Source organism: Bradyrhizobium sp. UFLA03-84 (genome assembly GCF_002289535.1).
Taxonomy (GTDB): domain Bacteria; phylum Pseudomonadota; class Alphaproteobacteria; order Rhizobiales; family Xanthobacteraceae; genus Bradyrhizobium; species Bradyrhizobium viridifuturi.
This window is the reverse complement of record NZ_NSJY01000005.1, coordinates 678,773-702,743: the sequence shown is the minus strand read 5'-3', so window position 1 is coordinate 702,743 and position 23,971 is coordinate 678,773. Positions and strand designations below refer to the sequence as shown.

Annotated in this window: 14 protein-coding genes; 7 read left to right on the top strand and 7 right to left on the bottom strand. The window is 65.4% G+C overall.

What is annotated here, in order from left to right; all coding sequences use genetic code 11:
• Nucleotides 1-10: 10 nt before the first annotated feature.
• Complete coding sequence (cyoA, locus tag CK489_RS06075; RefSeq protein WP_198960844.1) at nt 11-1,177, bottom strand: ubiquinol oxidase subunit II; 1,167 nt, start codon at nt 1,175-1,177, stop codon at nt 11-13.
• A gap of 243 nt (nt 1,178-1,420) precedes the next feature.
• On the opposite strand from cyoA, the gene CK489_RS06070 reads away from it, so the two are divergent.
• Entirely contained in the window at nt 1,421-2,710 is a 1,290-nt protein-coding gene (locus CK489_RS06070) for an MFS transporter (RefSeq protein ID WP_095731627.1), read from the top strand.
• A gap of 1 nt (nt 2,711) precedes the next feature.
• On the opposite strand, the gene CK489_RS06065 is transcribed toward CK489_RS06070, so the two are convergent.
• Complete coding sequence (locus CK489_RS06065) at nt 2,712-3,476, bottom strand: transporter (protein ID WP_245350267.1); 765 nt, start codon at nt 3,474-3,476, stop codon at nt 2,712-2,714.
• Nucleotides 3,477-3,746: 270 nt separating this feature from the next.
• Between CK489_RS06065 and CK489_RS06060 the strand changes: the two genes are divergently transcribed.
• The gene (locus tag CK489_RS06060) at nt 3,747-4,148 is read left to right on the top strand and encodes a c-type cytochrome (protein ID WP_095731625.1); all 402 of its coding nucleotides are present in this window, start codon (nt 3,747-3,749) and stop codon (nt 4,146-4,148) included.
• A gap of 153 nt (nt 4,149-4,301) precedes the next feature.
• On the opposite strand, the gene CK489_RS06055 is transcribed toward CK489_RS06060, so the two are convergent.
• Together CK489_RS06055 and CK489_RS06050 are read right to left on the bottom strand one after the other, a co-directional pair.
• On the bottom strand, nt 4,302-5,795 hold the full coding sequence (locus CK489_RS06055) for a M48 family metalloprotease (RefSeq protein ID WP_050631687.1): 1,494 nt from the start codon (nt 5,793-5,795) through the stop codon (nt 4,302-4,304).
• Between the two features lie 53 nt (nt 5,796-5,848).
• A complete protein-coding gene (locus CK489_RS06050) occupies nt 5,849-6,592 on the bottom strand; it encodes a thermonuclease family protein (protein WP_095731624.1) in 744 nt (247 codons plus the stop codon).
• Between the two features lie 488 nt (nt 6,593-7,080).
• Between CK489_RS06050 and CK489_RS42590 the strand changes: the two genes are divergently transcribed.
• The 5 genes from CK489_RS42590 (at nt 7,081) to CK489_RS06015 (ending at nt 19,928) form a co-directional block, all read left to right on the top strand.
• On the top strand, nt 7,081-14,586 hold the full coding sequence (locus CK489_RS42590; protein WP_198960843.1) for an Ig-like domain-containing protein: 7,506 nt from the start codon (nt 7,081-7,083) through the stop codon (nt 14,584-14,586).
• Between the two features lie 165 nt (nt 14,587-14,751).
• Complete coding sequence (locus tag CK489_RS06030; RefSeq protein ID WP_095731621.1) at nt 14,752-15,957, top strand: ABC transporter substrate-binding protein; 1,206 nt, start codon at nt 14,752-14,754, stop codon at nt 15,955-15,957.
• Between the two features lie 138 nt (nt 15,958-16,095).
• On the top strand, nt 16,096-16,890 hold the full coding sequence (locus CK489_RS06025; RefSeq protein ID WP_095731620.1) for an enoyl-CoA hydratase: 795 nt from the start codon (nt 16,096-16,098) through the stop codon (nt 16,888-16,890).
• A 15-nt stretch (nt 16,891-16,905) separates the two neighbouring features.
• On the top strand, nt 16,906-17,661 hold the full coding sequence (locus CK489_RS06020; RefSeq protein WP_095731619.1) for a VOC family protein: 756 nt from the start codon (nt 16,906-16,908) through the stop codon (nt 17,659-17,661).
• Between the two features lie 158 nt (nt 17,662-17,819).
• A complete protein-coding gene (locus CK489_RS06015; RefSeq protein WP_095731933.1) occupies nt 17,820-19,928 on the top strand; it encodes an acetate--CoA ligase family protein in 2,109 nt (702 codons plus the stop codon).
• Between the two features lie 110 nt (nt 19,929-20,038).
• On the opposite strand, the gene CK489_RS06010 is transcribed toward CK489_RS06015, so the two are convergent.
• From CK489_RS06010 to CK489_RS06000, 3 genes are all read right to left on the bottom strand, one after another.
• Nucleotides 20,039-21,535 (bottom strand): peroxidase family protein, encoded by a 1,497-nt coding sequence (locus CK489_RS06010; protein WP_095731618.1) that lies wholly within the window; start codon nt 21,533-21,535, stop codon nt 20,039-20,041.
• 441 nt (nt 21,536-21,976) lie between these two features.
• Nucleotides 21,977-22,777 (bottom strand): enoyl-CoA hydratase/isomerase family protein, encoded by an 801-nt coding sequence (locus CK489_RS06005; RefSeq protein ID WP_024582673.1) that lies wholly within the window; start codon nt 22,775-22,777, stop codon nt 21,977-21,979.
• A gap of 17 nt (nt 22,778-22,794) precedes the next feature.
• On the bottom strand, nt 22,795-23,955 hold the full coding sequence (locus CK489_RS06000; RefSeq protein WP_095731617.1) for an acyl-CoA dehydrogenase family protein: 1,161 nt from the start codon (nt 23,953-23,955) through the stop codon (nt 22,795-22,797).
• Nucleotides 23,956-23,971: the final 16 nt, after the last annotated feature.

Below are 23,971 nucleotides of genomic sequence, written 5' to 3'. Positions count from 1 at the left end.
GCGGTCCTCCTCAGGACTCTGATTTCGGACGCTGGCCGAGCAGCAAAGATGTCGATGACGGATGCGCCGGCGAGAACGGCGGGCGCTTCAGCCCGAAGCCGCGCAGCGGCGTCAGGTCGAGCGGCGCGGTGACCTCGCGCGACGGCGCGTCCTTGATCTCGTCCATCGAGCAGATGCCGGCGACGAAGGTCGGCTCCGTGCCGAGCGGCGCGCCGCGGCGGGCGTATTTGTCGTAAGTCAGCGGCAGCGTATTGTTGAGGCCTTCGCGCCCCAGGCCGCCCTTGGCGTCGATCGCCATCATCTCGCTCATGCACATCTTGCCGGGCTCGACGCACATGTTGAGGATCGCCTTGTAGAGATCGCGATCGACCGAGCGATACAGCCGGACCGGATCGTTCTCGCTCGGACGCTCGAGCTGCAGATAATCGGTGCGGCCGAGCATGTTGGCGCTGGCCTTTGCGGTGCCGATCCACTTGTCGAAATCGGCGTTCGACAGGCTCTTGAAATCGAAGTGCATGCCGGAGAAGCCGGCGCCGCTGTAATTGGCCGAGAAGCCGCGGAAGGTGCCCGGCTTGTTGGCGACCGCGTGCAGCTTGGTCTCCATGCCGGGCATCGCGTAGATCTGGCCGGCCAGCGCAGGGATGTAGAACGAGTTCATCACGGAAGACGCCGTGATGCGGAAGCGGATCGGGCGGTCGACCGGAGCTGCAAGCTCGTTGACGGCGGCGACGCCGTAGTCCGGGTAGATGAACAGCCACTTCCAGTCGAGCGCGACCACCTCGACATTGAGCGGGGCGTCCTTGCTCTCGATCGGCTTGTCGGCGGCGATGCGGCCGAGCGAGCGGTAGGGATCGAGCAGATGGGTGCCCATCCAGGTCAGCGCGCCCAGGCAGATGATGATCAGCAGCGGCGCCGACCAGATCACGAGCTCGAGCTGGGTGGAGTGATCCCACTCCGGCTCGTAGGGTGCCTGGGTGTTGGACTGGCGGTAGCGCCAGGCGAACAAGACGGTCAGCGCCATCACCGGAAGCACGATGATCAGCATCAGGACGGTCGAGATCACGACGAGGTCGCGCTGTTGGACGGCGATGTCGCCGGCGGGCGCCAGGACGACGAAATCGCACCCGCCAAGGAGCGCCGCGAACGGCAATAAGGCCAATAGTTTCAAGGCGCGCACGGCTCACCCCACTTGAATTTTATGAGTTCCGCCAAGGGGTAGCTGCGATGCAGCAAAGTTGACATTGGACAATTTGTCCAATGTTGCACTGCGGGATAGAAGCTCAGAAGGTGAGGTGGACCGCGTGGCAAAGTCTGCCCGTGGCCTCATCTCTTGCTTGAGCATGCGGTTCGGAAAACCGGTTCCACTTTTCCGTGGCATGCTCCAAAGGACGGTTCTCCGGCGATGGCACAGGCCCCAGCAATGGCTCACGGCACCCCGACCGCGTCAGGTCACGGTCAGGCGAAACCCGGCGAAATCGCCATCGGCGTCATCATCGGCCGCACCTCGGAGTTCTTCGATTTCTTCGTCTACGCGATCGCCTCGGTGATCGTGTTCCCGAAGCTGGTGTTCCCGTTCGTCAACGAGCTGACCGGCACGCTCTATTCATTCGGCATCTTCGCGCTGGCGTTTGCCGCACGGCCGCTCGGCACCGTCATCTTCATGGCGGTCGACCGCCGCCACGGCAAGGGCGCCAAGCTCGTCATCGCGCTGTTCCTGCTCGGCACTGCCACGGTCGCGCTCGCCTTCCTGCCCGGCTACGACACGATTGGCGCGGCCGCGATCTGGCTCTTGGCCGCCGCGCGCGTCCTGCAGGGCATCGCCTGGGGCGGCGCCTGGGACGGCCTTGCCTCGCTACTCGCGATGAATTCGCCGGCGAACAAGCGCGGCTGGTACGCGATGGTGCCGCAGCTTGGCGCGCCGCTCGGGCTGATCGTGGCGAGCGCGCTGTTCGCGTTCTTCGCCGGCAACCTCTCGGCGGATGATTTCTTCGATTGGGGCTGGCGCTATCCGTTCTTCGTCGCCTTCGCCATCAACGTGGTGGCGCTGTTCGCGCGGCTGCGCATGGTGGCGACCGATGAATATTCCGAGCTGTTCGAAAGCCGCGACCTGGAGCCGGCGCGGGTCGGCGAGACCGTCGCGCAGGAGGGCCGCAACATCCTGCTCGGCGCGTTCGCGCCGCTGGCGAGCTTTGCCCTGTTCCACATGGTCACGGTGTTCCCGCTGTCCTGGGTGTTCCTGTTCACCAAGGAAAGCCCGGTGCGCTTCCTGATCATCGAGATGATCGGCGCCATGGTCGGCGTCGCAGCGATCATCGCCTCCGGCATGATCGCCGACCGCGTCGGACGCAAGCCGCTGCTGCTGGGCTCGGCAGTCGCGATCGCGGTCTATAGCGGCTTTGCTCCGCAGCTGCTCGATGCCGGTGCGTTCGGCGAAACGGTGTACATGGTGCTCGGCTTCGTGCTGCTCGGCCTGTCGTTCGGCCAGTCGTCGGGCGCGATCGCCTCGAGCTTCGCGCGCAACTATCGCTACACCGCCTCGGCGCTGACCTCGGATTTCGCCTGGCTGTTCGGCGCCGGTTTCGCGCCGCTCGCTGCGCTGCTGCTGGCGACGCATTTCGGCCTGATCTCGGCCGGCGCGTATCTGTTGTCGGGCGCGGTGTGGACGCTGCTGGCGCTGTGGCTGAGCGGCCTGCGCGAAGCCGAAAGCTGATTTACCGGAACAGCCCGTCGACGCGGAACGAATAGCCGAGGCCGACGATGTAGTTCGGGGAGTTGCGGTTGAGCCCGAACGCGACGTGGAGGTCGAGCTGCTGGGTCGGTGTGATCCGGTAGGCGCCGCCGGAGTTGATGAGCTGGGTCGGCCGCGCGCCGTCGGGATAGTCGCCGACATATTCGGTGAACACGCTGATCCGCTCGGTCAGCTTCTTCTCGATCACGAAGGTCGCTTCCGACATGTGCTGGCCGGTCAGCTCGGCGGGGCGGAAGAATTCCGTGAACATGCCGCTGATGCCCCAGCCGTCATGCAACTCCCATGACCATGGCAGCTGGATGTAGGGCTGCGCGCCGCGCCCGGCGATCGCAGCCGCGCCGGTCGGCAGCGCGACGCCGGCGGTGATCGACAGGTCGATCTTCCCCGGCAGCGGGCTGATCTGCCATTTGATGGCGGGCGCGACGTCGGAAAAGCCCGAGACGCCGGGCGATTTCACGCTGCCGAACCAGGTCGGCAGGTCGACCAGCACTTCGAGGCAGGGCGCGATCCCGAGCCGCCAGCGGCTGTTGCTGCCGTCGATGCTGCGGCCGGCGTCGCGGCCGGTCAGGTTGACGCCGTTCTCGTTCTGCAGGCTCCCGACCGGCACGACGATACTTGAATTGGTGACGTCGGGCCGGTCGGTCGCAATTTCGTCGCTCGGCCTGGGGCAGCCGTCCGCGCGCGCGGCGGTGGTGACTGCTGCTGCGGCTGTGAGCGCAGCAAGCATGCACGCGAGTCCGGCAAGTCGAGCGACGGCGCCGAGCCGATTTCGAAACACTGGGGATGCTCCAATAGTCCGGCGCCGCTGCGGAGGTGGCAGCTGCGAATCGAGATCGGCGGGGTTACGCCGATATTCCAAACGGGCGAAAAAAACTTCGGCGGCAACGGCCGTTCTCAGCGATCGATGCGGCCCGCAGTTGCGAACCAGCGGAATTCCCGGGAATAGATCGCCAGTGAGGCTGCTCCTGATGGGGTGACCAACAGGAGACCCCCGGGAATGACCATCCGTTCGATCGCAGGCGTGCTGGCGCCGCGGCATGCCAAGACCGCCGCAATGGCGGCAATCGCGATCCTGCTCGCCCTGAACAGCGCCCGGGCGGCAGGCGATGCCGCGCGCGGCGCCACCCTGTACCAGGGCTGCGGCGATTGCCATTCGATCGACAAGAACGACGTCGGGCCGATGCACAAGGGTGTCGTCGGCCGCCTCGCCGGCTCGGTCGCGGGCTACAATTACTCGCCGGCGCTGAAGAACTCGAAGATCGTGTGGACCGAGGCCAATCTCGATAAATGGCTCACCGGTCCCGATGCGATGGTTCCGGGCACCAAGATGTTCTACGAGGTTCAGGATCCGAAGGATCGGGCCGACATCATCGCCTTCCTCAAGGAGAAGGCGAAGTAGGGCGCTCTCTACGTCGTCCCTGCGGAAGCAGGGACCCATAACCACAGGGCAGCGTTGTTTGAGCGCGCTGTGGCCCCAGCGTTTTCCGTCAATCGACAATTGTGGTTATGGGCCCCGGCGTTCGCCGGGACGACAGTGGAGAGACCGCGGTCCTCAATCCACCACGATCTTGACGCGGTCGCGCGGCTTGACCTGGGCGTGGGCGTCGAGGCCGTTGAGCACACGGAAACGCTCGGCCGGATGATCGACGCCGGCCATGCGGTGCGACAGCGATTCCACGGTATCGCCGGGCTGCACGTTGATGACCTTGATGCGCAGCGGGCGTGCCGCCTGGATCTCATCGAGGGTCAGGCGACGGAATGAATTGACGGTCTCGCGCGCGTTGCGCTCGCTCTCGGTGGATTTCTGCTTGGCGGCGAAGATGAAGCGGTAGACGTCGCTGCCGAAGCGCAGCGCATAGACCTTGAACTGCCACTGGTCGCCATGCGCGGTGGCTGACGCGGCCGGAAAGCCGTTGATGTTGAGGTCCTCGGTGGAGGATTTCTCGACGCCTTCCATCCAGCCGGAATTCAGGTAGTCGCCGAGCGACTGTTCGGCCGGCACCCGCACCACGTCGAAGCGCATCGCCTGGCTGCCGCCCTCGCGCACGCCGATCACCGCCTGCGCGGTGTTGTCGAGCGTGAAATTGTCGGGTGCGGTGAAGGTGAAGCCGAGCTTGGGATGCAGGAACCTGCGGCCGCGCACGAAGCCTTCGCTGGGGTCCTCGCCATAGACGATGTTGTCGATCGCGGCGAGATAGGTCTCGCGGTCGCGCTCGTTGTTCTCGGGCGACGAATATTGCCGCGCGGTGGTCTGCGCGTTGGAGATGCGTTCCGGCGTTGCCGGATGCGACGAGGTGAAGTCCTGCGCGCGCGGATCGAGCGCGGTCTTGCCGATCTTCAGCGCCGCGTTGCGCTCCATCGCGGTCAGGAAGCGCGACGCGCCGTAGGGATCGAAATGCGCGCGCGCGGCGATCCCTACGCCGATGCCGTCGGCCTCGAACTCCTGTTGCCGCGAGAAGCTCGCCATCGTCAGCTTGGTCTTGGCGAGCGCCAGTGCCGTGAGATCGGGGTCGGTGCTCATGTCGGTGACGACGCGCGTCACCACCGCCGCCTGGCGCGCCTGGTCCTCGCGCATCGCGGCGTGCTTGGCCAGCACATGCGCCATCTCGTGGCTCAGCACCGAAGACAGCTCGGAGGTGTCGCTGGCGAGCGCGATCAGGCCGCGCGTGACGTAGAGCTGGCCGGTCGGCAGCGCGAAGGCGTTGACCGCGCCGGAATTGAGGATCGTGACCTTGTAGGCCTGGTCGGGCCGTTCGGAGGCGGCGACCAGCCGCTCGACGGTCTTGCTGATCAGGGCCTCGAGCTTGGGGTCGTCATAGGCGCCGCCATAGGACGACAGGATGCGCTCATGCTCGCGCTCGCTGTTGGGTGTCTGCTGCACCACCCGGTTCGGCTTCACCGGCGCCGCCGCTGCGGTCGGGGTGACCTGCTCGAACCGGCCGACATTGCCGCAGGCCGACAGCGTCAGGGCCGCGCAGACGAGCACAGGCGCTGCCGAAAGGCGGCGGCCAGTTCCATCTTCACGCCGTCCAGCGCGTTCAATCACGTCAAAAACTCACAAATTGTCCCGTGAATCGGCCGGGCTGTGGCCAGAGGCCCCTAGTTCCCGTCGAGCACTTCAATCTGCCCCACCCGGAGCAATTCGATTCGCGGCCCACGTCGCGCTTCCACCCAGCCTCGCACACGAATCCTGCGATTTTCCAGAGATTTGGGCGCAAGCCCGGCCGCCTCGAACGCAGGGACTATGCGCCTTGAAATAGTCAGAGCAAAGTCCCGTGTCCAGTTTCGGCCGAAATTCAGGTAGGTCGTCGCGCCCGCCTGGCGCACGGACAAAACCCTGCCCTCGACCACTGTAAAACGCCCGATCCCGGCCAAAATATCGTCCGGGCTTTCAGCGTTTTTTATGACCGTGGCCTCCGCCCAGGTTCCCGATCGAGCCGTCCGCGCCTCGCTTTCCGCCGCCATCAGCACCGCGGCGCAGTCCTTGTCGGCGGCCTCGGACGACACCAGGGCGAGGCCCTGGCGCAGCAGCTCGGTCTGGACCGGCGTCTCGCGGCCTTCGAGGAAAGCGTAGGCCGGTTGCCGGCCATAGCGGTCCGGCGCGTCGTCCTGTCCGCGCAGCGTCACCTCGCGGCCGACGGATAGCGCTGCCAGCGCTGCGGCGGCCTTCGCCCGGTCCGCCACCTCGATCCCGGCGAGGCTGACCTCGCGGCCGTCGTCCAGCCGCAGGCTGCGTGCATCGACGACAGCGGCGATGCGACCCTCGCCCTGAATCTCGAAATTGCATCCCGCCGCTTCGGCGCGTCCGATGCATGGCGCGATCGCAAGCATGCACACCGTCATCGTCACTGTCCGCCGACGGTGAGGAGATGCTCTATCGCGTGGAGGCGTCATGCTGCACCCGTCGCTCCGGCGCACGCCGTTCGGAGCGTGGTCGCCAACACGAACAGTCTGTCCGAAAGATCGTTTCGGAGCCACTGGCGAAGCGAGGTCGCATCGACGGAGCCGAGCGTGATTCGGCGATTCGTCGCCGACATTTTTGTCGCGCCGCTTCTCATTACGCGCATCGTCATGCTGCGTGTTTCACATTGATGGGTGCCCGCCACGCAGCCAACACGTCGCCTGTATCGCCGATTGCGGCGAAGATTGCCTCGGGAGCCTGCGCAGCGCGGTCTCCGCGCCCGTCAACCTTACCGATTGACCATCGCAACTCCGTGCGCGGAATGAGAATTCGTTATTGTTGCCAATGGCTTGCGGCGCAAGGTAACTATTCGGCAATTTTTTGAAATAGCGGCCGATCACGGTCGCTCATGCATATTGCCGAGGTCCTTGTGTCGAATCCCGTTGTTCTGACGCTGACGACCAGCGATCCCGTCCACGATTATACCCAGCTCTACAACGCGATTTCGGCGATCAGCGTCGGCGGTGGCCTCGCTGCTGCCAACACCGATTACGTGATCAACTTCTCGCTCTCGTCCGGTGCGCGCACGCTGCAACTGCTGGACGATCTGCCAGCCATCAATTTGATGAACGGCTCGACGCTCACCTTCGACGGCAACTCCGACTACAACAATCAGCTCGGCGGCCAGGACTACAGCGACGTCATCGACGCGCGCGGTTATCAGGGATTTGTCGTCACCTCAGGCACGGTGACGTTCAAGAACCTCACCATCATCAATGCGGTTGCAAGCGGCGGCAATGGCGGGGTCGGTGGTGGCGGCGGCGGCGCGGGCCTCGGCGGCGGCCTGTTCGTCGGGCAGAACGCCGACGTCACGCTGAACAATGTCAATTTCGGCAATAACACCGCCAAGGGCGGCAATGGCGGCGCGGTCGATCCACTTGGCGGCGGCGGCGGTGGCGGCGGCATCGGTGCCGATGGCGGCAGCGGCAATGGCGGCGGCGGAGGTGGCGGCGGTTTCGGCGGCCAGGACTATTACGGCTACCACGGCAATGGCGGCAGCGGTTACAGCGAGGCGGGCTCCGACAGCCAGCATCCCTCGACCGGCGCACAAAACGCAGGCGGCACGCCGGCGACAATCGAGGGTGCGGCGGGCGGTGGACAGGGCGCCGACAATTACGGTGGCATCGGCTACGGCGCACATGCCGGCGGCGGCGCGAGCGGCGGTGGTGGCGGCGGCGGTGTCGGTGGTGGCGGCGGCGGCATCGGTGGCGCCAATTCGGCGACCGGCACTCCCGGAGCCGGCTTCGGCGGCGCGGGCGGCGTCGGTGGCGGTGGCGGCGGCGGCATCTATAGCGGCGGCGATGGTGGCTTCGCCGGTGGTGGCGGCGGATCCGGCAATGGCAGCGGATACGCGCATACCGGCGGTGATGGCGGATTCGGCGGCGGCGGCGGCGGCTCGAACGGCACGCCCGGCACCGGTGGCTTCGGCGCGGGCAGCGGCTCACTCGCAGGCGGCGGTGGCGGCGGCCTTGGTGCCGGCGGCGACATCTTCGTCCAGCAAGGCGGCAAGCTGACCGTCATCGGCGGCACCCTGTCCGGTGCCACCGAGACCGGCGGCACCGGCGCCAACGGCGCCGGCAACGGCTCGGCCTACGGCGACATCTTCATCCAGGGCACGATGGTCGTCACGCCGACGCACACCGTGCCGACGTTCTCGCAGGGCCTGCAGACCGTCACGACGCTGACGATCAGCGACACCATCGCCGATGAGAAAGGCATCAGCGGCACCGGCACGACCGGAAAGCTGCAGGTCTCCGGCGGCGGTACGCTGACGCTGACGGGTGCGAGCACCTATGCCGGCGGCACCCAGATCGATGGCGGCAACATCCTCTCGATCACGGCCGACAATAATATCGGCGGCTCGCCCGGCGCGCTGATCCTCAACGGCGGCATGCTGACCACGACCGGCGGCTACACCTTCACGCACGATATTCAGCTCACCGCCAATGGCGGCACCTTCGACATCTCGTCCGGCACGATCGCCGACACCGGCGCGATCAGCGGGTCCGGCACGTTCACGCTGTCGGGCGCCGGCACGTTGCAACTCGGGATGGGGCAACTCGCGGGACTGACGGGGACGCTCAACCTGAGCGGCGGACACCTCGGGTTGACGACCAGCGGAATCTTTGACGATGCGATCGTGGTCGGCGGCAATTCGGTTGTTGCGGTCGGGACCGGCGCGACCGTCACTGACACGGCCTTGATCAGCGGCGGCGGCAATCTCGGCATCGACGGTGGCGGCACGTTCGTGCTCGGCCATGCCAACAGCTATGGCAGCACGACGATCTATGCGGGCACCGCCTGGCTTACGACCTCTGGCGCCGCCGGAGCCGGCAACATTTCGTTCACGACGGGCCTCGGCGGCACGCTGAAGATCGACGATGCCGCGCTGACCGGCAACGCGTTCACCAACAGCATCTCGAACTTCAATCCCGGCCAGAAGATCGATCTCACCGGGCTGGCGTACAACACCCAGAATCCCTCGCTCAATACCATCAGCCTGTCCGGCACCACGCTCTCGATCTCGAACGGCACCACGACCGACACGCTGACCGTGACCGGGCTCGACGGCGGCACCCGGTTCCAGCTCACGCAGGATGCGAATGGCGGCACGATCGTGCAGATCGTCTCGACGCGGGTGTTCAATGTGGCCAGCGTCGCCGATCTCAATGCCGCGATCCTGCAGATGGATTCCGGCGGCCAGAACGCCGCGCAGAATGCCAACTACACGATCAACATCACGGCGAATTTCAGCCTGACATCGGAGCTGTACGCATTCAACCTGCTAAGCGGGTCGAGCGTCACCATCAACGGCAGCGACGGCCATGGTGGCACCTACACGATCGATGGCCTCAACGCGCAGCGCGGCTTCTTCGTCTATGCCGGCAACGTCAATCTCGAGAACCTGACCATCCAGAACACGGTGGCGGCGGGCGGTGGTGTCGTCCGTGGTGGCGGCGGCGGCGGCGCCGGGCTCGGCGGCGCGCTGTTCATCTCGTCGAACGGTAGCGCGACGATCGACAATGTCACCTTCCACAACAGCGCCGCGATCGGTGGCAATGGCGGCAGCGGCGGCACTGGAAGTATCACCAGCTTCTACGGCTTGGGCGGCGGCGGCGGGATGGGCGGCCGCGGCGGAAGCAGCGGCGGCGGCGGGATCGGTCTCGGTGCCCAAGGCTCCGACTCCTACATCACCACCAACGGTGCGGGTGGCATTGTGCCGGGCGCAGCCAGCGGCGGCAAAGGAAGCGATGGATACGACTTCCCCTATATGGGAGGGTACATCCACAACTACGGAGCAGGCGGGGCAGGTGGTGCCAATGGCGGCGGCGGCGGCGCCGGGGGAGAAGTCGGCATCAATACCCGCGCGAACGGGGCCGGCGGCGGCGTCGGCGGTGGAAATTCGCTTAACGGCGGCAACGGCGGTTACGGCGGCGGCGGCGGCGCGGGTGGCAATGGCGGCTTCGGCGGCGGTGGCGGCTATGGTGGCAGTGGCGGCTTCGGCGGTGGTGGCGGCATCGGCGGCATCGGCGGCTTTGGTGGCGGCAATGGCGGCACCAATGGCAACGGCGCGCCGGGCGGTGGCGGCGGCCTTGGCGCCGGCGGTACCGTCTTCGTTCAGGAAGGCGGCTCGCTGACCATCAAGGGCGGCTCGCTCTCCGACGATTCCGGCTTCAACGCCGTTGCCGGTGGCACCAATGGCAGCGGCCAGGCCAGCGGCTCGGGCTTCGGCTCCGGCATCTTCATCCAGGGCAACAACAATCTCAACTTCACGCCGGCCAGCGGCCAGACGCTGACGGTCGGCAACGACATCGCGGACCAGAGCGGCAATGGCGGCACTGGCGCCAATGCGGGCGTCGGTGGGCTCGCGATCAGCGGCGGCGGCACCGTCATCCTCGGCGGCAACAACAGCTACACCGGCAACACCACGCTCAGCGGCGCCGGCACACGGGTCTCGATCTCCGCCAACGTCAATCTCGGCGCTGTCACCAATGTGCTGAAGCTCGGCGACGGCACCGGCATCAGCTTCACCGATGGCTTCACCCAAACCCGCAACATCACCGTTGCCGGCGATCCGGTGTTCAATGTTGCGGCCGGCGAGACCGTCACCCAGAGCGGCGTCATCTCCGACGGCGCGACGCCGGGCGATGTCGAGGTCACCGGCGGCGGCCGGCTCATCCTGTCCGCGCACAACACCTATTCGGGCGGCACCGTCATCATTGGCTCCATCCTCGAGCTGGCCGCGAACGGCGCGGCGGGCAGCGGTGCGATCGCCTTCACCGACGGCTCTACCGAGAAGCTCGTGCTCGATGCCGCGGCATTCTCCGGCACCTCGTTCGGCACGGCGATCACCGGCTTTGCCGGCGGCGATACCATCGACTTCGGCAACATCGCCTATGACGCAACGGCGACGCTGTCCTATGCGAATGGCGTGTTGCTGGTGAAGAGCAGCGGCGGCACGACGCTCGCATCGCTGACCCTGAGCTTCGGATCAGGCGCCTCGCTCGGCTCGCTGATGCTGGCGTCCGACGGCTCGGCCTCGCCGCATCTCGAGCTTAGGTCGCAGGCGAGCATCGCCTCGGTCACGGCCGACACCACCGGCCACCTCACGACGCTGAACGCCGGCAAGGTCGTCACGATATCAGTCGATTTCAGCAACGTCGTGAGCGTGACCGGTGCACCGCAGCTGCTGCTCAACGACGGCAAGGCCGCGATCTATGTCAGCGGCAGCGGCTCGCATACGCTGGTGTTCAGCTACACCGTGCAGGACGGCGACAGCACGTCCGACCTGCAAGTGCAGAGCCTTGCGCTCAATGGCGGCACGATCAAGGATCCCGGCGGCCAGGACGCCGACGTGACCCATGCGGCGACCGATCTGCATCTGGTGATCGATGCGATCGCGCCGACCGTGTCGGTGACCGCAACCCCGGCCTCGCTGCTGGCCGGGCAAACCTCCACCGTCACCTTCACCTTCTCCGAGGCAGTCACCGGCTTCGCGCTTGCTGATACGACCGTGAGCGGCGGTGTGCTGAGCAACCTTGTCCATGTCGGCGTCAACGCCGCGCACCAGGACATCTACACCGCGACGTTCACGCCTGACGTGACCAACTCCGAGGCGGGCTCGGTACAGGTCAACGCATCCAGTTATACCGACGTTGCCGGCAATGCTGGCGCCGCGAGCAGCGCAATCACCTTTACTGGCGACACCAAGGCGCCGACGGTGTCGGTCTCGGCCGATCACACCGCGCTGACCGCCGGCGATAGCGCGCTCGTCACCTTTACCTTCTCGGAGGCCGTCACCGGCTTTGGGCTCGGCGATGCCACGGTCCACGGCGGGACGCTGGGCAACCTGACCCATGTCGGCGTCGATGGCTCCGGCCATGACGTCTACGCGGCAACCTTCACGCCCGATGTGACTAACACTGAAGCGGGCTCGGTGCAGGTCAACACGTCGAGCTATGCCGACGTCGCGGGCAATTCCGGCTCGTCAAGCAACACGATCAACTTCGCCGGCGACACCAGGGCGCCGACCATGACGGTTTCGGCTGACCACGGCACGCTGCTCGCCGGTCAGACCGCGGTCGTGACCTTCACCTTCTCCGAGGCCGTCGCCGGCTTCGCCCTCGACGGCGTCAACGTCAGTGGCGGCACCCTGGGCAGCCTCGTCCATGTCGGCGTCGATGGCTCCGGCCAGGATATCTACACCGCGACCTTCACCCCCGACGTGACCAACACCGAGGCCGGCTCGGTCCAGGTCAACGCATCCAGCTACAGCGATACGGCCGGCAATGCCGGCGCGGTCAGCAACACGATCAACTTCACCGGCGACACCCGGGCGCCGACGGTGTCGGTCACGCTCAACCCGGACACGGTGTTGGCCGGCGACGTCTCAGTCGCGACCTTCACCTTCTCGGAGGCCGTTTCGGGCTTCAGCCTTGCCGGCACCACCGTCCATGGCGGCGTCTTGAGCAATCTCGTGCATGTCGGGCTCAACGGCTCCGGCCACGACGTCTACACCGCGACCTTCCAGCCCGATGTCAGTGACACCGAGACCGGCTCGGTGAAGGTCAATGCGTCGAGCTACACGGACGTGTCCGGAAATGCCGGCGCTGCGAGCAATGTCGCCACGATCGGCGGCGATACGCTGGCGCCGACGGTGTCGATCGCGGCGGATCGTTCTGCACTGCTGGCGGGGCAGACTGCGCTGGTCACGTTCACCTTCTCCGAACAGATTGCGAGCTTCGCGCTCGGCGACGTCACCGTGCATGGCGGCGCGCTGGGCAATCTGGTCCATGTCGGCGTCAACGCATCGGGCCAGGACGTCTACACCGCAACCTTCACGCCGGACGAGAGCAATGCCGAGGCAGGCTCGGTGCAGGTCACGGCGTGGAGCTACACCGACGTCGCCGGTAACGCCGGTGCGGCAAGCAACAGCATCAGTTTCACCGGCGATACCAAGGCTCCGACGGTGTCGGTCGCGGCGAGCCCGAGCACGCTGCTTTCGGGCCAGAGTTCGGTCGTCACCTTCACCTTCTCCGAGCACGTCGCAGGCTTCACGCTCGGCGATACCGTCGTCGCCGGTGGCGTGCTGAGCAATCTGGTCCATGTCGGGCTCAACGGCGCGGGCCAGGACGTCTACACCGCGGCCTTCGCGCCCGACATCAACGATGTGCTGGCGGGCTCGATCAAGGTCACGGCCTCGAGCTACACCGACGACGCCGGCAATGCCGGCGCGGCAGGCAATACCGCCACGATCGGCGGCGACACGCGCTCGCCGACGGTCTCCGTGATCGCCGATCATACGGTTCTGCACGCGGGCGACACGGCGCTGATGACGTTCACCTTCTCCGAGGCGGTCGCGGGCTTCGGGCTCGGCGACATTGCCGTCCATGGCGGCCTGCTCGGCAGTCTCGTCCATGTCGGCGTCAACGACACCGGCCATGATATCTACACCGCGGTGTTCACGGCCGACGTCACCGACCATCTCTCCGCCAACCTGTCCGTAACCGCGTCCGGCTACACCGACATCGCCGGCAATGCGGGTGCTGCAAGCAACGCGGTCAATTTCACCGGCGACACCAAGCCGCCCGCGGCGCCGCTGCTGGCGCTGCACCAGGACTCCGGCTTCTCGGGTGCCGACCACATCACCAGCAATGCGCTGATCGACTACACCAGGTCGGATCCGGCCGATACGCTGCGCTTCAAGGCCGACGGCGCATCGAGTTTCTCGACGTCGGCGCCGGTGTTCACCACGGACGGCGTGCACATCGTGACGGTGCAGGAGGTCGATGTCGCCGGCAATGTCAGCGCGTCGTCGAGCCTGACCTTTACCCTCGATACCACTGCGCCCCATCTCACCGGCATCACGGCGACGCCTTCCGGCGGCGTCGCCGCGACCGGCTCGCTGGTGCAACTGACTGTCGGCTTCAACGAGGCGGTTCGCGTCAGTGGCGGCACACCGGTCCTGACGCTGAACGATGGCGGCAAGGCAATTTACGACGCGGCCGCGACGGCGCTGCTCGGCGATCCCTCGAAGCTGGTGTTCGATCACATCGTGTCGTCGACCGACCGCGCAGGCTCGCTGGCCGTGACCGGCTTCGTCGCGAATGGCGCAGGTGTTACCGACCTGGCCGGCAATGCGGCGTCGCTGTCGGCCGTCTCCGCCGCCTTCGATGCGCTGCACATCAACGAGACCGTCGTGCCGGCCTACACGATCGGGCCGATCACCCGGCCGGAGCTGCATCTGGATCTGGGCGGTCACGTCATCATGGATACCGTGGCGTCGGCGTTCGCCGGACAATATGGCCTGCAGTATTTGTTCCTCGGCCTGCCGGCGGGAACGCCCTATCAGACCGTTTCCGACTTTCATCTCTGATCGCATCGCGGTTGCGGGCGGTCGGCTGGCGCGTCGCGTCATTCCGCTCAACGGAAAACAGATTGCTGCCACTGCAGCTTGCTGCAGTGCAGGCCATGCGGCATGATCCGGCCCTCGAAACGGACCTGATGGAAGCAGGTCCGCATCTCAAGGGGGAGGATCTGAATGAGACGGGTTTTGGCCGGCGTGTTGGCCTGTGTGTTTGCGATCTCGGCGAATGCGTCGCTGGCGCAGGACAAGCCTCCGCTGAAGCTCGGCGGCATCCTCGACATGTCGAGCCTCTATGCCGACATCACCGGTACGGGCAGCGAAACCGCGGCAAAGATGGCGGCGGAGGATTTCGGCGGCACGGTGCTCGGCCGCAAGATCGAGATCGTGGTCGGCGACCATCTCAACAAGGCCGACCTTGCCGCCAACATCGCCCGCGACATGATCGACAATCAGGGCGTCGAGATGATTTTCGATGTCGCGGCCTCCGCGACCGCGCTTGCCGCCGGCGAGATCGCCAAGGCGCGCGGCAAGATCATCATGTTCAACGGCCCGGGTTCGATCCGCCTCTCCAACGAGGCCTGTGGCGCCTATACCGTGCACTATGTGTTCGACACCTTCGCGCAGGCCAATGTGACCGGTCTTGCCGCGGTGAAATCCGGTCTCGACACTTGGTTCTTCCTGACCGCGGACTATGCGTTCGGTCAGGACCTGGAGAAGGACACCAGCAATGTCGTGGTGAAGTCGGGCGGCAAGGTGCTCGGCAGCGTGCGGCATCCGATCAACACCTCGGACTTCTCCTCCTTCCTGCTACAGGCGCAGGCCTCGAAGGCCAAGGTGATCGGGCTCGCCAATGCCGGCGGCGACACCATCAACGCGATCAAGCAGGGCGCCGAGTTCGGCATCACCAAGGGCGGCCAGAAGATTTCGCCGCTGCTCGCTTTCGTGACCGACATCGACAGCGTCGGGCTCGAGACCGCACAGGGGCTTCTGCTCGCTGAGGCGTTCTACTGGGACCTCAATGACGACACCCGCGCGTTCTCAAAACGCTTCATGGAACGCACCAAGCGGGTGCCGACCTCGGCGCAGGCCGGCGTCTACTCCTCAGTGATGCATTATCTGCAGGCGGTGAAGGCCGCGGGCACCACGGATGCCGCCGCGGTCATGAAGGTGATGAAGGAGACCCCGATCAACGACATGTTCGCCAAGAACGGCCGGATTCGCGAGGACGGCCGCATGGTGCACGACATGTATCTGTTCGAGGTCAAGAAGCCCTCGGAATCGAAGGGACGCTGGGACGACTACAAGCTGCTCGCGACCGTGCCGGGCGACCAGGCGTTCCAGCCGCTCTCGGAGTCGCGCTGCCCGCTGGTGAAGAAGTGACGGAGTGACGAAGTCATGCAGTCATCCCGGGGCGATGCGTCAGCGCCGAACCCGGGATCTCGAGGTTCCGGGTCTGGTGCTCGCGCACCATCCCGGAACGACGGAGCAACAACCAATAACAACGAAAGGCAAAACGCCATGAGCGACAATCAGATGGTTCTTCAATCCCTCGACAAGGGCCTGCTTACCATCACCATGAATCGCCCGGATCGGCGCAATGCGCTCAATCCCGACATGACGCGCGGCCTTGTCGAGGCGGCGCGGCGGGCGCAGGACGATACCGAGGTGCGCGCGGTGCTGATCCGGGGCGCCGGCGGCACGTTCTGCGTCGGCGGCGACGTCAAGTCGATGGCCGAAGGCCGCGCGCCGCTGCCTTTCGAGGCCAAGATGGCGAACCTGCGCCGCGGCATGGAGGTCTCGCGCATTCTGCACACGATGCCGAAGCCCGTGGTGGCGCAGCTTGACGGCGCAGCGGCCGGCGCCGGGCTCTCGATCGCGCTGTCCTGTGACCTCCGCGTCGCCAGCGCCTCCTGCAAGATCACGACCGCCTTCGCCAAGGTCGGCTTCTCCGGCGACTACGGCGGAACGTATTTTCTGACCAAGATGCTCGGCAGCGCCAAGGCCCGCGAGCTCTATATGATGTCGCCGGTGCTGTCGGCGCAGGAAGCCTATAACCTCGGCATGGTCTCCAAGGTGGTGCCCGATGCCGACGTCGAGGCCGAGACGCTGGAGCTTGCACGTTCGCTGGCGCAGGGGCCGTCGGTGGCGCTCGGCTACATCAAGCGCAACATCAACAATGCCGAGACCATGACGCTGGAGGCCTGCTTCGACGGCGAGGCGATCCATCACACCCGCGCCGGCGAGACCACCGACCACAAGGAAGCGGCCAAGGCCTTCGTCGAGAAGCGCAAGCCCACCTTCCAGGGTCAGTAAGCCGTGACCAATCACATGGCCGAATACATGCGGCTGCGGCAGATCTGCCTGGTGGCGCCGCAGCTGAAGCCCGTGATCGCTGATATCTCCGCGATCATGGGCCTCGACGTCTGCTACCGCGACGGTAATGTCGCCAAATACGGCCTGGAGAACGCGCTACTGCCGGTCGATACCATCCTGCTGGAAGTGGTCGCGCCGTTCCAGCCGGGACCGGGCACCGCGGCCGGTCGCTTCATCGAGAAGACCGGCGGTCGCGGCGGCTACATGGCGATCTTCTGCTGCGAGGATCCCGACGCGCGCGGCGCGAAAGCCAATGCGATGGGCGTGCGGACCGCGAACGTGATCACGCACGCGCCGTATCACGGCGTGCAGCTGCATCCGCGCGACTGCCGCGCGGCCTTCATCGAGTTCAACCACACCGATGGCAGCGACGACATCCTGGGGCCGTATCCGCCGGCCGGCCCGGACTGGCAGAAGTCGATCCGCAAGGACACGACTTTGGCGCTGACCGAGGTCGAGATGCAGAGCCCCGATCCCGAGGCGTTGGCGGCGCATTGGGGAAAGATCGTCGGCATTGCCGCCGACGGTATCGTGGTGAAGCTGCCGAACAGCACCTTCCGCTTCGTCAAGGGCAGCAGCGAGATCATGAACGGCTTGACGTTCAAGGTCGCCGACAAGGCCAAGGTGCTGGAGGCCGCGAAGGCGAGGGGCTGCGCGGTTGATGGCGATCAGTTCCAGCTTTGCGGCGTGACGTTCAAGCTGGTGGCGTAACTATCGTCATTGCGAGGAGCGAAGCGACGAAGCAATCCATCGCCCCCCGAGCGGAGAGGTGGATTGCTTCGCTTTGCTCGCAATGACGAGGAGACGGGTTGAGCCGACCGCTGTCATCCAATATCGTCGAGCGCAATAACAACAATGAGGCGCCCCCCATGCCGCATCCGCTCGATACCTTCTTTGCCCCAAAGAGCATCGCGCTGATCGGCGCCTCGCGCGACCACGAGAAGATTCCCGGGCGGCTGCTCGCGATGCTGCGCAAGAACGATTTTCCGGGCGCGCTCTACCCGATCAATCCGAACTATGACGAGATCGACGGCTTGAAATGCTTCAAGTCGATCTCCGAGATCGGCGCGCCGATCGATCTTGCCGTCATCGTCATTCCCGCCCGCGCGGTGCTGCCGGCGCTGGAGCAATGCGCCGCGGCCGGCGTCAAGAATGCGGTCATCATCTCCTCAGGCTTTGCCGAGGAAGGCGGCGACAGCGCAGCGATGCAGGATGCGATCGTGGCGCTGGCGAAGCGGACCGGGATGCGGGTCAGTGGCCCGAACGCGGAAGGATTCTACAGCCAGATGCAGAAGGTCGCCGCGACCTTCAGCCCGACCGTCGACGTCAAGCCGGATGCGCCCGTTCTGGTCGCGAGCCGGCGGCGGATCGGCATCGTCGCGCAGAGCGGCGGCATCGGCTTTGCGATCTATCATCGCGCCAAGGCGCTCGGCGTCGCGCTGAGCTATGTCGTCAGCGCCGGCAATGAAAGCGATCTCGGCGCCGGCGAATTCCTCGACTACATGGTGCAGGATGCCTCGACCGACGTGATCCTGCTGTTCATCGAGGGCATTCGCGACGTCGACAAGTTCCTCGCGGCGGCGAAGCGCGCGGCGGAGCTCAGGAAACCGGTCATCGTCACCAAGGTCGGCCGCTCCGGCGCCGGAGAGCGAGCGGCGGCGTCGCACACCGCGAGCATGGCCGGCTGGTCGGCGGCCTATGACGCGGTGTTCGCGAAATACGGTTTCATCGTCTCCAACGATCTCGACGAGGCGGTCACGATAGCTGCCGTTCTCGCAACCAATCCGCTGCCGAAGGGTGATCGCGTCGCGGTGCTGACGGTGTCGGGCGGCGCCGGCATCTGGGGCGCCGACACGGTGTCGATGCAGGGCCTGCGCGTGCCGGAGCTTTCGGCCACAATCCAGAGCCAGATCAAGCAATGGATGCCGTCCTATGGCGCGGCGGGCAATCCGGTCGACGTGACCGCGCAGGGCGTCTCCTCCGGCGGCCTGCAGAAGAGCATCGAGCTGTTCGACGCGTCAGATGAAGTAGACGCGACGCTGGTCGTGCTGTCGCTGTCGAGCGAGACGCGGATGCCGTTCAAGGAGGCCGAGCTGAAGCCGATGATCTCGGCGCAGCGCAAGCCGGTGGTGTTCTATTCCTACACGTTGCCGTCGCACTTCGCACGGCAGGAGCTGGCGAAGTCTGGCGTGGTGGTGCTGTCGGGGCTCACCCATGTCGGCGTCGCGATGCGGCGGCTGGCGGACTATGCGGGCTTCAAGTCAGCGCCGGAGATAGCGGCAACGTCACCGGCGCACGATCTCTCGGCGCAGCTGAAGGCGAAGACGCTCTCCGAATATGACAGCAAGTCGCTGCTGCGCGCGGCCGGCATCGCGTTGCCGGAAGAAGTGCTGGTGACCGATCGCGACGGGCTCGATGCGGCGATCGAGCGCGCCGGATTTCCACTTGTCATGAAAATCCAGTCGCCTGACATCGCGCATAAGAGCGAGGTCGGCGGTGTCCGTATCAACATCGCAGCCAAGGGCGCCGCGTTCACCGCCTATCGCGACATGCTGGAGACCGTGCAGAAGGCGCGGCCGGACGCCGCGATCCAGGGCGTGCTGATCGGGCCGATGGCAAGGAAGGGCGTCGAGATCATCGTCGGCACCATGACGGATGCGACGTTCGGACCGATGGTGATGGTGGGGCTCGGCGGCATCACGACCGAACTGTTCAAGGACGTGATCTACCGTCCGGCGCCGGTCAGCGCGGCGGAAGCAACCACGATGCTGGAGACGCTGAAGGCCGCGCCGCTGCTGCATGGCTTCCGCGGCGCGCCAAAGGCGGATGTCGCAACGCTCGCGCGGTTGATTTCGCAGATATCAGTGCTGGCCGCGCAGCACCGAAGCGAGATCGCCGAGATCGAGGTCAATCCGGTGCTGGTGCATCCCGAGGGGCAGGGCGTGACGATCGTCGACGCGCTGGTGGTGCCGAAATAGCGAGAGACGACGCTGCCGATCAGAGTCTTGGGCAGCGCGAAACATCGATGCCGCCGCGCAGCATGCGCGGCGGCTGGAGGATTGCGAACAGGCTTGCCCGGCAATCGGAGCTATTTTCCGAGAGCGATCCGGACGAGGTCTTTCAGCGCGAAATTGGGGCCGGATCCTGGGAACCAGTTCTTGTTCATGTTGAGGATCGAGCTGTTGTCACCGAACATCAGCCCGACGAAGACTTCTGCGACGATACGTCCGCCGACCGGTCCGAGCCGCGGCGTGGTCACCTCGACATCCGACTTGACCGGAATTTTCACCTTCACTGTGTGGTGCATTGCTTCGGCGAGAATGTAAGTCCACAACGGGCAATTCTTGCGGAATACCGGTGCCACCGAGAGGATGCTGGGCAGCGGAGAGTCGGGCTTGTCCACGCCCTGACCGATCAGGATATCCTCGTCGTTGAGCGGCTGAACGCCCATCGCGTATGCGATGTCCTGGCCCGACGGTAGGCCGAGCCGCCAGCCACGCAGCAGATTGCGCTCCGCAAGCACCGACGGGTTGGAGGCGACCGCGGGCGGCAGGTTCGCCAGCGGGTTGACCAGCGCAGTATCGATTCGATAAGCGAACTGCAGACGCTTGGCCTTGACGGCGTCGTCGCCGTCATACTCGCGTGTGTCGATGTCGATGAAGCGACCCCAGTCGATGGCCCAGGCCGGGTTCATCTCGCGGAAGCCGGTCAACCCCTCCCTGTTCTGGCCGTTCGGAAAGATCGGAAGCAGGATGCTGTCATTCAGACGGTATCCCGGCCGGATCATCGAATGGCCGAGCCGATAGGCCGCAACGGAGAACTCCACCGGCATGAAGGGCTCGTTCTTCCAGTGGAAGAATTTCAGCTTCGACTGGTCATACCGTCCGCCGGTCTTGAGCTGGTCGAGCACTCCATGGTCGACGATTCGCGGCAGGAAATCGTACAGCACGATGTACTGATAGTAGTGCCGCACGATCCGCTGGAGGTCGGAGAATTCGGCATCGGGGTGCCGTTTCAGCATCGCATTGTGAAAGCGATGGAACAGACCCTGCAACTGCGAGACGATCGAATTCTCGTCGTTGCGTGGATCGCCGATCAGAGCCCGTTTCACTGACGCTCCGTTCCTCGGGAGGTCATGGGCGTCCGGGTCGTCGGCGCCGTGTATCGGATTGCCGAGCAGGAAGCCGTTGCCGCCATCATACAGATAGGGCTGGTCGTCCGGACCGCGGCCGTAGATGCAGTCGAGGTCGAATGCCGGCGTCCGGTAGTCGGTCAACGCATCCGGGTCGTTGCGCTTTTGCAGTGAGCTGTTGGGGTCGAATGTCAGATCGTGGTCGATGAACTGACCGAAATAAGTATAGAGCGCGGGAATCCCGCTCTCCTCGTCGTCGCGGCCGTCTTTCGGATCGTCGGCGGACGAGGTCATGGCTTTCGCAAGCTTGGCAAGCGCGTTCTGCGCGTCGGTGTCGGTCTTTCCGAAGGTCGCCGGCTCCATGCGGAACATGCGACCGAAGCGACCCTGGAAAAGCGGCGAACTGGCCGTTGTGGACAGCCCGCGAACGGGAACGGAATGCTTGGCAGTCATTGCGTTGCTCCATGCTGTGATGAATACGGAGCGCCCAATGACGGAGTGTATGACCGGTGGCGGTCTTCGAATGTGAAGTATCTCTCAAGAGTCGTATGAATGCATAATACCACCCGTGAGGGTGTAGCGAATTGGGTCAGGTTGGTCAGCGCGACGATCGTCGATGCGCTGGTGGTGCTGAAATAAACTCGGGGTCGTCCCGGCGAAAGCCCAGACCCATACGCCGCGGCCCGCGGAATGGGCACACGCGGCGTCGGCTTCCCTCACAACCCAGTTCAGTGGTTATGGGTCCCGGCTTTCGCCGGGACGACGTGTTGAGAGAGCCGTGCTAACAATGGCGAGAATGTAGGGTGGGCAAAGACACGTAGCGCCGTGCCCACCATTGCTTCGTGCGTGTGATGGTGGCCAAGCTTCGCTTTGCCCACCCTGCGCAGAGCGGTCTCACCGCCCCTTGAAGTTGGCGACGCGGCGCTCGGCGGTGGCCTTGACGCCTTCCTTGAAGTCCTCGGTCGCGCGCAGCTTGGTCTGCTCCTCCAACTCGTGGTTGGTCGCGGCGAGCACGCGGTCGGCGAGGCCGGCGCGCATGGTGGCGCGGGTCGAGACCAGGCCGAGCGGCGAGCATTCGGCGATCTCCTGCGCGAGCTTCATCGCTTCCGCACGCACCTGGTCCTGCGGCACCAGCACGTTGGCGAGACCCCAGCGATAGGCCTCTTCGCCGGTGACGCGGCGGCTGGTGTAGAACATCAGCTCGGCATTGTTCTTGCCGATCAGCTCCGGCAGCGTCGTGGTCAGGCCGAAGCCCGGATGGAAGCCGAGCTTGGTGAAGTTCGCGGCGAAGCGGGCTTCGGGGCAGGCGACGCGGAAGTCGGCCGAGACCGCAAGGCCGAGACCGCCGCCGATCGCGGCGCCATGGATCGCCGCGACGATCGGCTTCTTGTTGCGGAAGATGCGGACCGCCTGAACGTAGAGATGGTTGATCGGCAGGTTTGAGGCCGGATCGCTCTTGGCGCGCTCCTCCTGCTCCTGGCGAGCCGGGTCGCCGAAATTGGCGCCGGCGCAGAACGCCTTGCCCTGCGCGGCCAGCACCGAGGCGCGGATCTCGATATTGTTGTCGAACTCCTCCAGCGCGTCGGCGATCTGGTTGATTAGCGCGACGTCGAAGAAGTTCAGCGGCGGCTTGCGGATCTCGATCAGGCCGACATGGCCGTGGGTCTCGACGCCGATATCAGTGTATTTGGTCATGTTCTGTCCTCGTTGAATTAGCGCAAACCGAGCCCGCGGGCGATGATGCCGCGCAGCACCTCGGTGGTGCCGCCCTGGATCGTCAGCTTGGGTGCGGTCTTGATGGCAAAATCGAGCTGCTTTTCCAGCGTCTCGCGGTTGGTCGCGGTCTCTTCGACGAAGGCCGCGAGATCACGCACGCGATGCGGCAGCTGCTGCTCCCACACCGTGCCGATGTCCTTGACGATGGAGGCCTCCACCACCGGCTCCTTGCCGGCCTGCAGCATGCCGGCGACCGACACCGACATGCGGCGCATGGTGTGCACCTGCGCCACCAGGCGGCCGATGCCCTCGGCGCTGCGGGTGTCCGGATTCTTGCCGACCGCGCGCACCAGCTCGGTGAGCACGTAGTAGGTCTCGAGGAAGCGCTCGGGGCCGCTGCGCTCATAGGCGAGCTCTGACGTCGCCTGCTTCCAGGCGCCGTCGACCTCGCCCAGCACGTGATCGTCGGGCACGAAGTAGTCGGTGAATACGACCTCGTTGAACTCGAACTGGCCGGTGATCTGGCCGATCGGATTCACCTGGATGCCCGGCTGCTTCATCTTGACCAGGAACTGGGTCAGGCCGTGGCGGCGGTTTTCCTTGGTCGGGGCCGAGGTGCGGAAGATCGCGATCATGTAGTCGGCGATGTGCGCCGACGAGGTCCAGATCTTGGTGCCGTTGATCAGATAGCCGCCGTCGGTCTTGGTGGCGCGGGTCTTCGCCGCGAACAGATCGGAGCCGGAGTTCGGCTCGCTCATGCCGATCGCAAAGCAGACCTCGCCGCGGCAGATCCGCGGCAGGATGTCCATCTTGATGTGCTCGGGCGCGTATTTCAAAAGCACCGGCCCGCTCTGGCGGTCGGCGACGAAGAAGCGGCGGGTCGGCGCGTTCGCGACCCGCATCTCCTCGGTGACCACGTAGCGCTCGAGGAATGAGCGCTCCTGGCCGCCATATTTCTTCGGCCAGGTCATGCCGAGCCAGCCCTTGGCGCCGACGCGGCGGGAGAATTCCGGCGCGTCGTTGTCCTCGCGGTTCGGCGCGTGGGGATCGAAGGTGCCGGCGGCGATTTCCTCGGCGAGGAAGGCGCGCACTTCCTTACGGAGCTGCTCGCACTTTTCCGGAAGGCGGATCGGATCGAAACGAAGGGCTGCAGTCATGATGTCCAGTCCTGAT

Coding starts and splice junctions, on each gene's coding strand:
- CK489_RS06070 (WP_095731627.1), top strand. CDS start 1,421: ATGGCTCACGGCACCCCGACCGCGTCAGGTCACGGTCAGGCGAAACCC.
- CK489_RS06065 (WP_245350267.1), bottom strand. CDS start 3,476: ATGCTTGCTGCGCTCACAGCCGCAGCAGCAGTCACCACCGCCGCGCGC.
- CK489_RS06060 (WP_095731625.1), top strand. CDS start 3,747: ATGACCATCCGTTCGATCGCAGGCGTGCTGGCGCCGCGGCATGCCAAG.
- CK489_RS06050 (WP_095731624.1), bottom strand. CDS start 6,592: ATGACGGTGTGCATGCTTGCGATCGCGCCATGCATCGGACGCGCCGAA.
- CK489_RS06030 (WP_095731621.1), top strand. CDS start 14,752: ATGAGACGGGTTTTGGCCGGCGTGTTGGCCTGTGTGTTTGCGATCTCG.
- CK489_RS06025 (WP_095731620.1), top strand. CDS start 16,096: ATGAGCGACAATCAGATGGTTCTTCAATCCCTCGACAAGGGCCTGCTT.
- CK489_RS06020 (WP_095731619.1), top strand. CDS start 16,906: ATGGCCGAATACATGCGGCTGCGGCAGATCTGCCTGGTGGCGCCGCAG.
- CK489_RS06015 (WP_095731933.1), top strand. CDS start 17,820: ATGCCGCATCCGCTCGATACCTTCTTTGCCCCAAAGAGCATCGCGCTG.
- CK489_RS06010 (WP_095731618.1), bottom strand. CDS start 21,535: ATGACTGCCAAGCATTCCGTTCCCGTTCGCGGGCTGTCCACAACGGCC.
- CK489_RS06005 (WP_024582673.1), bottom strand. CDS start 22,777: ATGACCAAATACACTGATATCGGCGTCGAGACCCACGGCCATGTCGGC.
- CK489_RS06000 (WP_095731617.1), bottom strand. CDS start 23,955: ATGACTGCAGCCCTTCGTTTCGATCCGATCCGCCTTCCGGAAAAGTGC.